Genomic DNA, 16,462 nt, shown 5'->3' with positions numbered 1-16,462 from the left:
TCATGCCCATCAACTTAAGAAATTGGTAGTTCCCCAAAACGAAGAAAATTTTCGTTTTGAGGACACTTCAAAATATTAGCTTGAGGGGCATGGGACTGAATCCCTAATACTTTATTTTAATAATAACTCTTTTCATAAAATAAAACCCAGTTATCAGTCTAAACCATTTTTTAGATCTAACAATAACAAGTGTACATTTTTACCTTTCAGGTAGTCTCTTTTATTCTAATTTCTTCATTTCTTTTAGCTGTTCTATATCCTTTTCTGAAGCATTTTCTATTTTATACAGTTCATAGCTACCCTTTATCTCATTTATCACTGCAAATTCAATTTCATTCCGAACATAGCTTTTAGTTTTTCCCTTTTTATAACCAATAACATTATCTAATATAGTTTCCCCACTATCTTTTTTATATAAATTATAGCTAACAGGTGGACGACCAATTACATACTTATTATCAGAAAATCCGACTATATCATCCCTCCCTAATCCTGTCGAAACACTCCAGACAAAAATAATCTGAAATATAGAATAAACAACAATACCGCATAAGAAAAAAATAGGATTGATTTAAAAAATAACTTTAAAGGTATTCTGCCCAAAAACCATTCCCTCCCATTTCATCTCGGGATAGCAAGAACAAAACGTGAATTTTGTACGCTAAGGAACCGGATTTTTTAGATTGTTGAACTCAATCCCCCATTAGTGCAATAAGAAAAAGAGTTACCGCAGTAACCCTATTGTTTATAATACACGTCATTTGGAGAAGCTATGGATGAATACAGTCAATCTATGAAATTCCCCACAATCTTTTAACCTCCACCAATTCCTGTCCATTGAATTCCATTCTGTATATATCTGGTTTTGATGTCTGTAGTAAAAAATTCAAATCATACTTACTGTCATAATACCCCATCATCAAAGTCATAACAGCTCCATGAGTGCCTAATACTACTTTCTGACCTCGATAGGTGTTTAATAATTCTTTTAAGACTTTTATAGCACGTTTCTGACAGTCGACATTAGACTCTCCTCTCGTTAAAGCAAATTCGGGTTCTAAGAATGACTTTGTTATCAAAGGGAATAATTCTTTATCCGACATTCGTTCCTCTTCAGCAATAAAAATTCTCTCTTTTAAGTCTTCAAATACTAAAACTTCTTGTCCTATTTGCTTCGCTAACTGCTGAACAGTTAGAATTGAACGATTGTATGGACTTGAGATAACAACGTCAATTCCCTCACCTTGTAATACATCTGTTATTCGGTGAACATCTAATTTTCCTTTTTCAGTTAATCCTCTCGTTTTTTCTTTTCCATATTTCGGTGAATCCCCATGTCTCACCATATATATGAAAGTTTTCATAATTACCTCCATTTTTTCAGGTTTCTTTACAATTACTTCCCTTCTTTCATTATGTACAAAAGATTCATTTCCACCTAAAACAAATTGATGAAACAACTCTTTATCCTCTGGAAAAGATAAGTGGATTCCTTCTATTTCACTCAAACTTTTCCAGCTAATTTCATGAATTAAACCGTCCGGATCACATATTTCTGCTTTTCCGCCAATCACTTCTACTTCATAGTACACAATATGAACGTTATACCCATTGCTGTCACCAATTTTTTCATGTACCTTTTGAATGATTCGTACATCATATCCCGTTTCTTCTTTTACTTCACGTATACAACACTGTTCAAATGTTTCATTTTCAAATTTTCCACCAGATGGAACGGACCATTTTAATTCCTCCTCTTTTACATCTGGTCGTCCTTGTAATACCATTAATAAATTTCCATCTTTGTTTATACATAATGCTGCTGCACCTTGAAAAATCTCCATTTTTTCTCCCTCCTCTTAAAACAAAATCATATTCCCTGTTCGTTTTGCATGCTTTTCTGCCTTTCGAACGAGCAAATAAGATATGACCACCAACAAGGCTAACATACTAAATAACAAGCATAAGTTTGGGAATAAATCTATAACACTCTCTCCCTCCATCAATAGCGAGCGAAATATTTGCAGCACATATGTTAATGGAAACAATGCTGCCATTATTTTTCCCCATAGAGGTAACACAACAACAGGAATACGTACACCAGCAAAAAATTGCATCGGTTCTTCTAAAATTGTAAAGAGAATGCTCGCATCTCTTGAAAATAAAAAGATAGTGTTCAAGACCCCTCCCCATACAACTGCTGAAATACATAACACAATAAAAGCAAATACAATATTTTCAACTGGTGGTACCTTCACATCATCAAGAAATAAGACAATGAGTATAGAGAAAACGGTGAACATCCATACACCTTCTATTAAATTTGCTCCCGCCCGGCAATACATCATCCATACGCGTGATACAGGTGTTAAAAAAATGAGCTCTAATGTTCCATTTTGACGTTCCCATGACATTTGCCATGCTGATTGAACAAGACTCCAAAAGAAAACATAGCCGATATAACCTGTAATGAGAAAAAAGCTAATTTGCTTTGGATCCATCCATTTTGTCAGTGGGCTACTATTTGATGTATCAAATGGTTTCACCGAAAAATAAGCAGTCGCAAATAATAATACAGGCCAAATGAATAAAGAAAAATAGACCATTTTACTATGAAAATGATTACGGTGACTCTTCTTCCATTCTGCAAAAAACATATTCACGCACTCACCCCATTTGCAATTTGCAAGATTGCATCCTCTAACCTCGCTTTATGTGTTTCTAATTGTAGTATGCTAATTTGATGTTTTGCTAATAACGATAAAACTACCGTGGTCATATCAAAGGATGCTGTTAGTTCATAGCGCAGTCCATCTCCTATATGTTCCTTTACAAACTTTATTTCTCTTTTTCCGAAAGAGCGCTCCAATTGTTCTGTTAATTCATTTGATAACACAGAAATCACAATTTCTAAATGATACTCGCGTACGATAGATTGTATAATATCTTGAGGAGTTCCTTCATACAGAAGGCTTCCTTTTTCAATAATATAAAGGCGATCGCAAAGCTCTTCTACTTCTTCAAGATAGTGACTTGTTAATAAAATTCCTTTATTCTGTTCTTTCGCTAATTTATATACCATTTCTCGTAATTTTTTTGCTACTGGTGCATCTAATCCTAATGTCGGCTCATCAAGAAATAAATAATCAGGATCATTGATGAGTCCTCTTGCAATTTGTAAACGCTGTTTCATTCCCTTTGAATATCGTTCAACAGGTGTATTAGCAGCTTCTTCTAACTCCACTTGCTTCAAAAGAAAATGAATGCGTTCTTCTAATTCTGCTCCTTTTAAACCATATAGACTTCCAAAATACTGAAGGTTTTCTTTCCCTGTTAAGCGCCAATAAAGCATACGCTCCCCACCAGCAATCATATTAATTTTTTTCTTCACAAGAATATCCTGCTTTGTACTATCTGTTCCATCAATTTCAATCACACCTGAAGTCGGTTCAAGAAGCGTAGCTAACATTTTAATAGTTGTTGTTTTTCCAGCACCATTCACACCTAACAAACCGACAATTTCTCCTTTCTCAATCGTTAAATCTAACCCGTTCACTGCCTCAATTATTTTTCTTTTTTTGCGAAAAAAACCTATTTTTTCTTTTAATTCATAGCGTTTCACAAGTTGTTTCGCCCGTATCATCCAAATCTCCCCTATGCAAAATGTTTTTCAATAACATACTTTTCCATTCGTTTTATGGCCATTACACCAATTACAAAATAAACAACCCCTAATCCCAATAACCATATAAGATCAGATTGTATAGCAGTTACATTCCCGCCCTCGATCATGCATAATCGAAATGCTGATAAGCCATGTGATAATGGCATGAGCAAACTTATAGTCTGTAAAACCGCAGGAAGATAGCCTACCGGAAAAAATACTCCGCTAACAAGACTCATAAAAATAAACAATGTATTTTGCGTTAAATATGTATCTCGAAAATAAAGCATGAAAGCTCCAAGCACTAATGCTTGTGCAAAAATTGAAAAAAATAAAACAAGTAATAACAGTGACACAGCAGCGATATTCATTTCACGAAATTGTAATCCAAACAACAAACCAAACATAAAAATTGCAATAAATTCAAGTCCAACTCGAAGCATTCCTTGTGCAGCTGCTCCTAAAAAATATCCTTGCCGAGATGATGGAGTTAACAACAGTACATCTAAAGTTCCTTCACGTAATTCCGTAATTAACGTTCGGCTCACAATCATTAATAAAGAAACGGCAAACGAATAAAAAACAGCACCTAGTATAACGTAGGAAAGATAATCATCTGTTTTTCCTAGTTTCATAAAGCTATCATTTAATTTCCCTTGGAACATAAAGTGATATGTTAAATAAGAAAACAACACAATATAAATACCACTTAAAATATGTCCTAGAAAAAATGCCCATGGATATGCTCTCCGCATCGTATAAAAATCACGACGAAATGTAGCCCAAAACGTTAGCCACACGTTTTTTCCTCCTCTGTTTTATGAAAGGCTGGAAAGTCCATAAATTGATCTAAATCCACTCGAATTTGTTCCAGCTTTTCACGATTTGTTTGATAAAATACGTAATATCCTTTTCGCTCTTTTTGTACTAGTTCAGTTGCTTCAAGTATTTTTAAATGATTCGAAACAGTCGATTTCGTAAGGTTGTACCTCTCTGTTAATTGCTGCGTACAAAACGATTGAAATGATAAATCTCGCAACATTTTTAAGCGTGTTTCATCTGATATCGCTTGTAAAATTTGCAATAAATCCTTTGGTACTTCATCTGGATAGGATGAAGCAATTTCGACTTCATAATACACTTTTATATGAGTAGAAATGAAGTTATCCATTAGCAAATGAGGTGCGATAAAAGTTGATGGATAAAACGTAATCGCAGATAAATCTACAAAACGATACTGCCATGTACGTGCTTTTAAAAATGTGATTTGCTCCCCTTCAATTAAAAACCTTGGATGTAACCTCTTAGAAAGCGATAATGGATTTTGTTTTATCATTTCTTTCAAATCATGTACGGATTGCTGGAGCCAAGGTTCAATTCGAAAAAGCTCCCTTGCGAAATAACATTGATGGTATTCGTATAAAAAATTACAAATCGTTTCTTTCTCTAAATCCGGAAAAAATCTTTGAAATACCTTTTCATCTGTAGCTCGTAATCTTTCAATCCCTTCTTCTACATACACTTCAACTGGAAACTCTGAACACCAGTCAATGAATCGAAACCAATCATCACTTTTTCTATTAATTTCATGCAGTAATTCCTTTTCGTTTTCATTCATCATACTCAATAGATTTTCTGCCCACGGTAGTCGTTTCACATGATGCGCTGGATTAGATAAAACGTGTAAACTCAATAACATTTCGCGAAATGGTGAATAAACAACTTTGACATGTCGTTCAAACCAAGATGTAATGTGTACCATATGGTCCCCTCTCTTTGATTCGGTATCTATCGAATCAGTTTTATAATTTTGCAAAATTATTCAGTATATTAGCAGTATAGGAATAAATCGTCAATCGAAAATTGGAAATATTTTTATTTTACAAACAAAAAAAGACTTTAGCTTCTACTAAAATCTTTTCTGGTGATTCTTTTATAATTTAAAAACACCTGGGAATTTCTCTTCATTTTTGTATGTATTTATGGTTTTTTACTGGATAATCAACACGCCTGGTTCATTCCTTTTTCAGATTGGTTTATTCTTACTATTCTTGTCCTTCAGGTAAAAACTGATAGTCATATACTATATAATTAAACACATTTACAAATCCTAAACTCTCTGCAATCACAATTGAAGATGTGTTCTCTTCCATACAATCCCAATAAGGAGTTTTCCCATTAGCGAGACAATCCTGTACAAATGCATGTGCAACTTTCTGAGCTAATTTTTTCCCGCGATGCTCTTTCGTTGTTTCAATATCTACTGCATGTGTATTTTCACTAACAAATCCTGAAAAACAAATACTTACTACTTCATTTTTATACATAATCACATATCCAATGCCTTTTTCCAAGAAAGATTCTATAGAATCCCAAAATAATGAAAGTTTTGATACCAAAAATGAATGATCATATAAGCGATTAGCAATTACATTTTCTTTTGTTATTTTAAAAACTGTATATGCCTCATCAATTTTCGGTTCACTTTCAATCTGGTACTGATTTTCATATAATTTGTATACTCTTTGATTAGATTCCTCATATAAATAGCCATTCAATATATTTCTAATTGTTTCATCCCAATTTGTTCCATGGCCAAATCCTTCGAACCAATGTACACCTAGTTCAATCGCTTCTTTAGCAATTTTTTCATTTAAAAACTTCTTTATTTCAGAATTAAACGATTCATTATTCGAATTACCAATAAAAATAAAACCATCCAAATTACCAAGCCATACTAGGCCTGACTGTGGAAACTCAACATGATCAACAAACACACGCCCTGGATTATTCCCTTCAATAATCGCTTGTACCTCAAGGTGTCTCTCTTGCTGTAAAAGATGCTTACAACGAATAAATTGCTGCTGTTCTAATTCATATATCACGCAATCTCCTTCTTTCATTGAGTATAAAATTATTTCAAATATATTAGCTGTACTTTTGCAATCTAAATATCAAAACCACTTTCTATCTTCTAATTGGACCAATAAACTCCTTCTTTCTTACCTATATATATCCATTTTAATTTTCCGACATATAAGTCGCTGCTATACCGAATACAACATGATCTGCACTTGCTTTCTCCTTTTGTTTTAAAACTTGCATGTGGCAGGAAAGGGCACTGACCGCTTCTATGCATGGCTAGATGCTCTCGCCCACCAAAAAAGAATGATTTTATGTCGGTTTTTTAATCATGCAAAAAAGCAAACCTGTCTAAACAGATTTGCTTTTTCTACATTATTTTTGATTAAATCCCTTTTTAACCAAAAACTCTTTCATATGCAATCGCTTCTCCTGTGACATAAACTCGCTCATTGATCCTGTCCACGTTATATCCTTTTGATTTGTCAATCTTTCCTTATAATATTCATTGGTCGTACGATCATACTCATCTAGTAGTTCGTTATATTTGTTCTCATCATATGTGTTTTCATGTAGAATAGCTCCAACTGGTAAGCGAGGTTTCACGCCATGTTTTTCATCTGGTACACCAACTGTCATTCCAAAGACTGGGTACACGTTATCCGGCAAATGTAGTAATTCACTTACTTGTTCTGGGTTATTACGAATTCCCCCAATATAACAAATGCCGTATCCGAGAGATTCAGCGGCAAGCGCTAAATTTTGAGCAAACAGAGATACATCTACCGTTGCCACAATGAAATTTTCTGTAGTATTAGATTTAATTTCTGCTCCATGCTTCTCGCATGCAACTTCTAACCGCTTTAAATCTGCACAGCAAACAAAGAATGCCGCGCAACTTTTCACATGGCGATTTCCAGATAGCTCTGCTAATTGCTCTTTCAAAGCTTCATCTGTTACATATACAACTGAATAGGCTTGCACAAAATGTGATGATGCTGCATGCTGTGCTGCTCCAATCATTCTTTCGATTATATTCTTTGGAATTGGCTCTTTCTTATATTTTCGTACTGATACATGTTGTTCCATTGTATGTATCATTTCATTCATCATATCCTACCCCCTATAGTCTGAATACTCCATAATTATCACATTTTTTGTATATAGACAAACGATATGCTTAAAACAAAACGATACATGAAAAAGAACCAATCGTATTTAATTGGTTCTTTCCTATCATATTAGACCTCTTTCCATACCTTTAATCGTACTCCAAACGAAGTAATACATTCCTACCAGTGCAAAGAAAATGCTAAAATAACATAATGCAGAATACAGCATGACCCCTACTATACACAGCCAGTCCCTCTCGACCGTTTAAAAAAAATGCTTTTCTGCTCTTTTTTTCATAGAGCGACTGAGTAGTTACCAATTTCGGAAGATTTCTCATTATATTTGATTCATAATCCAATACTTCGTAATTGCTACATACTCTCTAAGATTAGATTGAATGATGATCGGCTTTGGTGTTCTTGCAGACAATCCCTCTAGCTGCAATCCTTGTTTTTCGGCAATTTTTTTCGCGCGGTACATATGAAAATCATTCGTTACAATGATTCCTTTCTTCTTATTTGTTGGAATAAGCAGTTTTGAAAATTTTATGTTCTCATCTGTATTCGTGGAACGATCTTCCATTGTAATTCGTTCTTCTTGAATTCCCTGCGCCACCAATCCGCGTTTCATCGCTAAAGCTTCGGAAATATCCTCTCTTTTCCCTTTACCACCAGACACAATAACAGTTGTTTGTGGATGTGTTTTTAAATATTCAGCTGCTTTATCAATACGATATTGCAAAGCATAAGAAGGTTCTGTTCCTTTCACACGAGCACCAAGTACAATCATATAATCCGCATCATCTGGTGCTTCCATGTGACCATGCTTGTAAATAATATATTGTAAAGTACTCATATAAACTGCTGCAATGATAATGAAAATAAAACAATACTTTTTGAATCTCTTTTTTTTTAACATCCCTATAAATTCTCCTATTTCACCATTTTTTTCATCATAATATCCTTCCAATTATTTGTATAGTTTTATTTTCCAATTCAAGATAGTTTATCCTTTAAAAGTAATATTTGTACGAATTCGTATAGAACAAGAAAAAATCCCCTTAACATATTAAGGGGACTTCATCATTATATATGTTTTTCTTCCAACACACGTATAGAAACTGGATGTGAATAATGATTCATCACAAATACGGCACATGCTGTTAATAGTTCCGCAACAGGCATTACAAGCCATATTCCATTTACACCAAATAATTTCGGCATCACCCACAGAAGAGGAATGATAAGTAACAATCCTCGACTTAAAATAATTAAAACAGATTTTTTTGTTTGTCGTACAGATTGGAAATATTCACCACACACAATGTTATAACCTAAAAATACGTATTGCATGAAGAATAAACTAATTCCTATAACCGTCATATTTAATAATTCTTCGGATTGAACGTCAAATAAGCCGACCAGATATTTCCCAAAGAATAAACCAATCAGTGTTGCGATAACACCGAGTGCAACAGCTGTTTTAACCGCAATCTGTAACCCTTGTTTTAATCTTTCCGTTAAGTTTGCACCATAATGGAAGCTTGCGATTGGTTGCAGTGCTGCCCCAACACCAAAGAATAAAAGTAACGTCATCGCATGAATACTATTTACTATAGCATACGATGCAACGCCTTGTTCACCAGCATATTGAATAAAAGTGATATTAAATCCAATCGTTACAATCGCTACTGTAACCTCTGTCGTGAAACTCGGAAAACCAATGACCATAATTTGCTTTACGGTTTCCCATTCTAAATGGAGTTTCGTCCATTTTAAAATACTGTTTTTTCTAAAGAAATGACTCAGTAGCACAAGAAAACCAATTGCTGCAGATAAAATTGTAGCAGATGCTGATCCTGTCACACCCCAGCCTAGAATGAAAATAAAAATATAATTAAATACAATGTTTAACACCGCTGTGACAATCAAACCTGCCATAGCCAAATTCGGATTTCCATCGTTTCGTATAAATGTACTCAAGACATTTTCTAACACATATATCATTCCAAAGGTGAATAATACGTGTAGATAATCTAACGAATACGGTAAAATTACATCATTTGCTCCAAATAAGTACGCTATATCTTCTATTTTCCATAAACAAATAATCATTAATATACCAACAATCGTAACTGCTACCGTCATAGATTGTGTAAAAATAGAACGTGCTCTCTCTATATTATTTTCTCCTAAAGCAATAGAATACATCGTAGCTCCGCCCATCCCAATCCATAGTGAGATGGAGAAAAAGATAGAAAATGCGGGAACAGCAACGTTTACTCCAGCCAATCCATTTGCTCCCACACCACGGCTGACCATAACCGCATCGATTATAATATTCACCGACATCAGTACCATTCCAAGTACAGCCGGAATTAAATAAGAAATAAATAGACTTTTCATCGGTTTTTCTCTTAAATGCTCAGTTGTTTCCATTACAAAATTCTCCTTTACGACTCTCTGTTCATATTGTAGACCTTCAAGTTACTTGAAGGTCAAGAGAGAAGTAAAAAATATATAAATGAGAAGCCTTTCTATTTCACTTTTTTCATCACAGGGATTTGGATTTCTGTCACTTGCTCCTCTTGATTATCCGTTACAGACAAATCAATTAAGGCCAGTTCAATTGCGTCACCATATATTTCATATCCATCTTTCTCAATAGCTAGTAGCAGCCTCTTGTAAGTCTTACCAGTTTCTTCGTATGGTCCATGATGATACGCACACGCATATATTCCCTCTTCAATTACATGGGAAGTAGTAATTTGAAATGGCATGTAATCAAGAAGAATAAATACACGATTGTATGCTTGAAAATCATGTTGTAATAATCCATCTTTTGCTACAGTCACACCTATATCACCTGAAAATAAACTATCATCTACTTGTTTCATATTTTTTTGAAGTGAATGAATATAATATTCAAACATATCATCTGTTACATTTGGAGTAATAGGAAGAGCTGTAATTTTCCGCTTTGGTAATTCTTTAAAAAAGACCGTATAAGCATCTGTTTGTACAGCTTCTTTCATTAAATAAATTTTATGCTTTATTTTTGCTAACGTATATTCAATTTCCCTTTGTTTTTTCAGTAACATCTCTTCCTGTTTCTCCAATAAATCCAGCGCAAATGCTGGTGTTCTTTCATCTATATATCGTTTAATCTCTTTTAGCGGTATATTTAACTGTCGTAAAAACTTAATTGTATCCAACATTGAAAATTGATCGATTGTATAGTAGCGATAATTTGTTTGCGAATCAACAATTGCTGGATGAAAGATTCCCTTTTCATCATAATACCGCAATGTCGATTCAGGGATATTATGCATTTTCGCCATTTCTCCAATTGTAAACCGTTGATTTAATAACATATTTACTTCTCCGTTCTTTTTATTTACCCATCCGTTTCCTTTATTATACAAGTGCATGAACTGTATTATAAATAACAAAATCTCCAATACTAATTTCTTTTAAGCAATCGTAAATCTCATTACCATGTAACCACAATAAATGATGAGCAGGAATACAAGAAAAGATCATCTATAAGGGCTAATGTAGCTGTACTGTTATAAAAAATGATTAGAGATGTGTCATGAATGGAAAAGACATCTTTTTAAAGCAGATGATTACATGCCATGATGAAACATGTGTCTTGAAAAATAGACAGGCGAGCCTCTATGTCCCGGCTCGCCTGCCTATTTTTATCTAATACGCTCCATTGCCTCTTTCACTGTTGTTACAACAAACGTAATTTCTTCACTAGAAATTACAAGCGGCGGCGCTAACGTTAAAACGTTATTATAACCGACTGTCGTCATACCGTTGCGTCCAATAAGTAATCCTTTTTCTTTACAAGCATTCACAACACTTGCAATTTTGTCCCCATCAATTGGTTCTTTCGTCGCTTTATCGTTTACAAGTTCAATTCCCACGAGTAATCCCTTTCCGCGAATATCTCCTACATATGGATGATCACCAATTGCCTCTTTTAATTGTTTCAATAGAAGAGATCCCATCTGAGCAGAACGATCAATCAAGCCTTCGTCCTCCATAATTTCTAAATTTTTAAGCGCTAAGGCACAAGCAGCTGGATTTCCACCAAATGTATTAATATGGCGGAAAAATTCGTATTCTCCAGCCCCTTGGAACGCCTCGTAAATTTCTTTTTTCACTGCCGTTGCGGACAATGGTAAATATCCACTTGTAATTCCCTTTGCCATCGTAATAATATCTGGCTTTACATCATAATGCATGAACCCAAATGGTTTTCCTGTACGTCCAAAACCACAAATAACCTCATCACTAATAAGAAGGGCTCCATGCTTTTTGCACGTTTCTTGGACAGCTTTCATATAATTTTGCGGCGGCATTAAAATACCTCCGCCTGTAATAATTGGCTCCATAATAAATGCAGCGATCGTTTCACTTAGTTCCCATGACATTACGCGGTCAATTTCCTTTACGCATTCCACCTCGTAAATATTTTCTTCTTCAATTCTCGGCATGCGATAACAGTCTGGCGGTGTGACATGTAAAAATCCTGCTACTAACGGTTCATATTGATATTTCCGTTGTGCTTGGCCTGTTGCTGCCATTGCTGCCATCGTATTTCCATGATAACCACGGTAGCGTGCCATAACTTTAAAACGATGCGGTTCTCCTTTAAATGCATAATATTGGCGAGCAATTTTAAATGCTGTCTCATTAGCCTCTGATCCACTGTTAGAGAAGAAAATAACGTATTCTCCTCCAAGCCACTCATTTAATTTTTCTGCTAATTGAATTGCCGGCTCATGTGACTGTGACATCGGAAAATAAGAAAGCTTTTTCAGCTGTTCATGTGCAGCATCAGCTAGTTCTTTTCTTCCATAACCACTATTCACACACCAAAGACCGCTCATTCCATCTAAATAGCGCTTTCCTTCACTATCCTCCACCCAACAGCCCTCTGCCTTTGTTCCAATCATTGTACTGCTCGGACTATACGGACGCATTCCATGCCATACATATTTTTCATCTTTGGCTAATAATTCTCCAATTTGCCTCGTTTTCACTATATATTCCACCTTCCATTACAACTTTTTATCTCTATAGCTGCTCGGTGCCTCATAATAGTTGAAACTTTTCTCTCACTAAACTTTCATTCCACAAAAATAATATAAATCCTACTGTATAAACAAAAAAATCCACAATAAAAATGGATAAATTTAATTGAGAAAACAAATAAAAACAGAAGTGCCTTCCCTTAGCCAGAAAGCACTTCTGTTTCTTAATGTGCTGAGATATCACTAATACCATGTCCTGTATTCGACTTTACAAGTATTTCATCAAATTTCGCCACATCTTCTTTCTTACTTGAGAAAATCGTTCCTAAATATGCCGCTAAAAATCCAAGTGGAATAGAAATAATTCCTGGCGTTGTATATGGAAATAAGGGGTCTCCCACAAAAATCGCTTTTCCAACCACTGGATTCCATACATTCGGACTCATTGCAACGAGGAGAATTGCGGAAGTTAAGCCAACAAGCATACCACAAATAGCACCCGTCGTATTAAAGCGCTTCCAGTATATCGTAAATAGAATAACTGGTAAGTTCGCGCTTGCCGCAACAGCAAATGCAAGCGATACAAGGAACGCTACATTTAACGTTTGTGCAAATAACGCTAAAATAATAGAAAATACTGCAACTCCCACTGAAGCGTAGCGTGCCATTTTTACTTGTTCTTTTTCTGTTGCTTTTCCTCGGCGTAAAATTTCATTATAAAAATCGTGAGCAAACGCCGATGCTGCTGTTAAAACAAGTCCTGCTACTACAGCTAAAATTGTCGCAAAGGCTACTGCCGAAACGAAAGCGAATAAAAGATTTCCACCTAACGCTTCTGCTAACATTGGTGCCGCCATATTACCAGCTGCATTCGCTTTCACAATTGCTCCATTCCCAACAAATGCTGCTGCACCAAATCCTAAGAAAATTGTCATAATATAAAAAGCTCCGATTAGCCACGTGGCATATACAACAGATTGACGGGCTGTTTTCGCATCACGCACTGTAAAGAAACGAACGAGAATATGCGGCAACCCTGCTGTACCAAGAACAAGTCCTAAATTTAGCGAAATTGTATCTAAACCATCTTTATACTTTACACCAGGATTTAAAAATGCTTCTTTCAATGGTGTCGCTGTCTTCATTTGTGCAAACATTTCTGTAATACTAAAGTTAAACTTTGAAAACACAATAACAGAAATAATAAAAGTACCGGCCATTAATAATACCGCTTTAACAATTTGCACCCAGCTCGTTGCTGTCATTCCTCCAAAAATAACATATACAGTCATCAATGTCCCAACAATGAGTACAGCCGCACTGTATTCGATTCCTAATAATAATTTAATAAGTGCTCCTGCTCCGACTAACTGTGCAATCATATAAAAAATTGAAATTGTCATCGTATTAAGCGCTGCTACTCCGCGTACTTTTCTTGCATCAAAACGCGCTGCAATCATATCTGCTAATGTAAATTTCCCGAGGTTCCGAAGCGGCTCTGCAACAAGATATAATACAACTAAATAGGCAACAAGAAAACCAATGCTATAAAAAAATCCATCAAACCCTGTTAATGCTATTGCTCCGGCAATTCCAAGAAAAGAAGCAGCGGACATGTAATCGCCCGCAATCGCCAAACCGTTTTGCCATCCTGTTAACCCACCGCCTGCTGTATAAAAATCACTTGCATTTTTTGTTTTTTTCGATGCATAATACGTAATAACAAGCGTTCCAAGAACAATGGCTAAAAATAAAGTGAAAGCTGTTGTATTCAATATTTATCCCCTCTCTTTATCCAAGTTTTCAAGAATTTGATTCGATAATCGATCAAATGATTCTGCTTTTTTACTGTAAATCATGCACAATGTCCATGTCATAATGAACTGAGCAAATGCAAATACCCATGCCCATGTAATATCACCAAACGCTGATGTATTGAGTACTTTTGAATACGATGTTAATATAGGCAAAGCAATAAAAAAACTGAAAAAGAAAATACTCATCGGTACAATAAATTTTTTCTTTGCTTGTAACAAATTTTGAAATTCGGCAGACTGTACTACGTTTGAGTAATTGATTTCACCATTCAATTTACGCGCAGATGTTTCTTGTTTCATTTCATACCTACTCCTTTCTTTTCAATACAAATCGCTAAACGCTTTCTTTCATAAATAAAAATCCTAATTTTATAAATATTCAGAAACTTAAGTTTATTGTAGACAATCTATTTTTGTATGCAAAGATTTTTCGATAGACAAATTATGTCATTTTTCCCTAAAATTCCGATATAGTTTATTAAAATAAAAAGCAGTACTTATCGCACCGCTTTTTCACCTTCTAAATTACGAGCAGTTTCACTCGTTTCGACATCTTTTCCTTCTTTATATGTCTTAAACAGAAAATCGTAAAATAAATTTGATACTCCAAACCAATAATTCTCATTTTTATAATGATGAAGTAAATGTTGCTTCTTTAGCCATCTTCCGTACGGAGTCAATGGACGCATTGGTCGATGCGCAATGTAATGTTTCCATTCATATACTAATAGCATGACAATCATTCCAATTCCAAATGATAATGTCACCGTGACGTTAGAAGTAATACCATATACAATACATAAATAAATCGTAAATCCAGGAAGACTATACCACACTGGTAAAAATAGTAGATTTAAATCATTCGGGTATACATGATGATCGTAATGAAGACGTTTTAGCATTTTTAATAAAAATGCATTCTTTGGCGGTTTTAAATGGAATAAAAAACGATGTGTTACATATTCGTTAATTGTATAAAAAATAATACCTGCAATAACTGCAATAGCTGCAATCCATGTAAACAATTGCATGTTCAAAAATACGATAATAGCAATTAAAACTCCAATCATAATGACAATATCGTGCTGAAAGAAAAACTCTTTTATTACCCGTTTCATCCCCATTCCCCTCTCTTCAGAAAGCGACCGTAACACATTGTTATGGCCGCTTTTTATTTCTATTCTATTCCCATTACAAATTTGCTTGTTTCCCCAGTTGGATAGAAAATATTGTTCGAACCGAATATATTCTGTTTTGGAATAATATGTTCCACTGCAAAAACTGTTACTTCTCCTCTTTGTACTTCTCCAATAATCAACCCAAATATTTCATGATTTACAGCAAATGTCGGTTGTTTTGTTTGAAGTAATCGTTCAGCTATTTGAAGAACAGCCTCGTATAATGGATTTCTGTCTGTTACTTCTTTCCGTATTTTTGCTGCTAATGTAATAATAATTTCCTTTTCATTTACGGTGGTTCGATACATAGAAATCTCCCCTTCAATCTTATATAAACAATTATAAAACTTTATATGCAAAATGAATAGAAAAAGCAATATTTACATTCCGTAAAATAATTTGTACTTCCATTACACCAAACAAAAAAAGAAGGCTCAACGGATTAAAAAACATGCCATGAAGGATTAATGAAATCCCCCTACCACTTCTTACCTTATATATTCGATATTTGAATGTAAAATTCCTTGTTTTACATTTTGAAATCCACGATAAAAATACACATATTTAGGGGGCATTGTAGTATGCAAGGTAAAGTAAAATGGTTTAATAGCGAAAAAGGTTTTGGATTTATCGAAATTGAAGGTGCTGACGATGTGTTCGTACACTTCACTGCAATTCAAGGCGAAGGCTACAAATCTTTAGAAGAAGGTCAAGAAGTTTCTTTCGAAATCGTTGAAGGAAATCGCGGACCTCAAGCTACTAACGTAGTAAAACTTTAATT

At 34.7% G+C, this 16,462-nt stretch carries 16 protein-coding genes and 3 pseudogenes; 1 reads left to right on the top strand and 18 read right to left on the bottom strand.

Going from position 1 to position 16,462, the window contains the following annotated elements; translation table 11 throughout:
- Positions 1–220: 220 nt before the first annotated feature.
- From BM350_RS10255 to BM350_RS27475, 18 genes and pseudogenes are all read right to left on the bottom strand, one after another.
- Positions 221–603: pseudogene (locus BM350_RS10255) on the bottom strand (hypothetical protein).
- Positions 604–791: 188 nt separating this feature from the next.
- A complete protein-coding gene (locus BM350_RS10250) occupies positions 792–1,364 on the bottom strand; it encodes a histidine phosphatase family protein (RefSeq protein ID WP_090912645.1) in 573 nt (190 codons plus the stop codon).
- Between the two features lie 99 nt (positions 1,365–1,463).
- Positions 1,464–1,844, bottom strand: a pseudogene (locus BM350_RS10245) (NUDIX hydrolase); the annotation flags it as partial.
- 15 nt (positions 1,845–1,859) lie between these two features.
- Complete coding sequence (locus tag BM350_RS10240; RefSeq protein WP_090912647.1) at positions 1,860–2,657, bottom strand: ABC transporter permease; 798 nt, start codon at positions 2,655–2,657, stop codon at positions 1,860–1,862.
- Between the two features lie 2 nt (positions 2,658–2,659).
- Positions 2,660–3,643, bottom strand: a complete 984-nt coding sequence (locus BM350_RS10235) for an ABC transporter ATP-binding protein (RefSeq protein WP_090912322.1) — start codon at positions 3,641–3,643, stop codon at positions 2,660–2,662.
- Between the two features lie 11 nt (positions 3,644–3,654).
- The gene (locus BM350_RS10230; protein WP_090912324.1) at positions 3,655–4,464 is read right to left on the bottom strand and encodes an ABC transporter permease; all 810 of its coding nucleotides are present in this window, start codon (positions 4,462–4,464) and stop codon (positions 3,655–3,657) included.
- A complete protein-coding gene (locus tag BM350_RS10225) occupies positions 4,455–5,426 on the bottom strand; it encodes an ArsR/SmtB family transcription factor (RefSeq protein ID WP_090912326.1) in 972 nt (323 codons plus the stop codon). Before BM350_RS10225 ends, BM350_RS10230 begins: the two co-directional genes overlap by 10 nt.
- Positions 5,427–5,709: 283 nt before the next feature.
- A complete protein-coding gene (locus tag BM350_RS10220; protein WP_090912328.1) occupies positions 5,710–6,549 on the bottom strand; it encodes a GNAT family N-acetyltransferase in 840 nt (279 codons plus the stop codon).
- A gap of 352 nt (positions 6,550–6,901) precedes the next feature.
- Entirely contained in the window at positions 6,902–7,636 is a 735-nt protein-coding gene (gene nfsA / locus BM350_RS10215; protein ID WP_090912649.1) for an oxygen-insensitive NADPH nitroreductase, read from the bottom strand.
- A 339-nt stretch (positions 7,637–7,975) separates the two neighbouring features.
- Entirely contained in the window at positions 7,976–8,557 is a 582-nt protein-coding gene (locus tag BM350_RS10210; protein WP_090912330.1) for a YdcF family protein, read from the bottom strand.
- A 167-nt stretch (positions 8,558–8,724) separates the two neighbouring features.
- Positions 8,725–10,077, bottom strand: coding sequence for an MATE family efflux transporter (locus BM350_RS10205; protein WP_090912332.1), 1,353 nt, complete (start codon positions 10,075–10,077; stop codon positions 8,725–8,727).
- Between the two features lie 98 nt (positions 10,078–10,175).
- Entirely contained in the window at positions 10,176–11,012 is an 837-nt protein-coding gene (locus tag BM350_RS10200; protein ID WP_090912651.1) for a MerR family transcriptional regulator, read from the bottom strand.
- 330 nt (positions 11,013–11,342) lie between these two features.
- Positions 11,343–12,695 carry an aspartate aminotransferase family protein gene (locus BM350_RS10195; protein ID WP_090912334.1) on the bottom strand — a complete coding sequence of 451 codons (1,353 nt, stop codon included), beginning with the start codon at positions 12,693–12,695 and terminating at the stop codon, positions 11,343–11,345.
- 215 nt (positions 12,696–12,910) lie between these two features.
- Positions 12,911–14,461: a solute symporter family protein gene (locus tag BM350_RS10190; RefSeq protein ID WP_090912336.1), complete on the bottom strand. Its 1,551-nt coding sequence runs from the start codon at positions 14,459–14,461 to the stop codon at positions 12,911–12,913.
- A gap of 3 nt (positions 14,462–14,464) precedes the next feature.
- Positions 14,465–14,803: a DUF485 domain-containing protein gene (locus BM350_RS10185; protein WP_090912338.1), complete on the bottom strand. Its 339-nt coding sequence runs from the start codon at positions 14,801–14,803 to the stop codon at positions 14,465–14,467.
- Positions 14,804–15,000: 197 nt separating this feature from the next.
- Positions 15,001–15,621, bottom strand: a complete 621-nt coding sequence (locus tag BM350_RS10180) for a sterol desaturase family protein (RefSeq protein WP_090912340.1) — start codon at positions 15,619–15,621, stop codon at positions 15,001–15,003.
- Positions 15,622–15,680: 59 nt separating this feature from the next.
- A complete protein-coding gene (locus BM350_RS10175) occupies positions 15,681–15,989 on the bottom strand; it encodes a cytoplasmic protein (RefSeq protein ID WP_090912342.1) in 309 nt (102 codons plus the stop codon).
- Between the two features lie 61 nt (positions 15,990–16,050).
- Positions 16,051–16,244: pseudogene (locus BM350_RS27475) on the bottom strand (amino acid transporter); the annotation flags it as partial.
- Positions 16,245–16,262: 18 nt separating this feature from the next.
- Between BM350_RS27475 and cspD the strand changes: the two are divergent.
- A complete protein-coding gene (gene cspD, locus BM350_RS10170; protein WP_090912344.1) occupies positions 16,263–16,460 on the top strand; it encodes a cold-shock protein CspD in 198 nt (65 codons plus the stop codon).
- Positions 16,461–16,462 lie beyond the last annotated feature (2 nt).

It is taken from the genome of Bacillus sp. 103mf, from assembly GCF_900116295.1.
Taxonomy (GTDB): domain Bacteria; phylum Bacillota; class Bacilli; order Bacillales; family Bacillaceae_G; genus Bacillus_A; species Bacillus_A bruguierae.
This window is presented reverse-complemented; position numbering and strand designations above follow the sequence as displayed.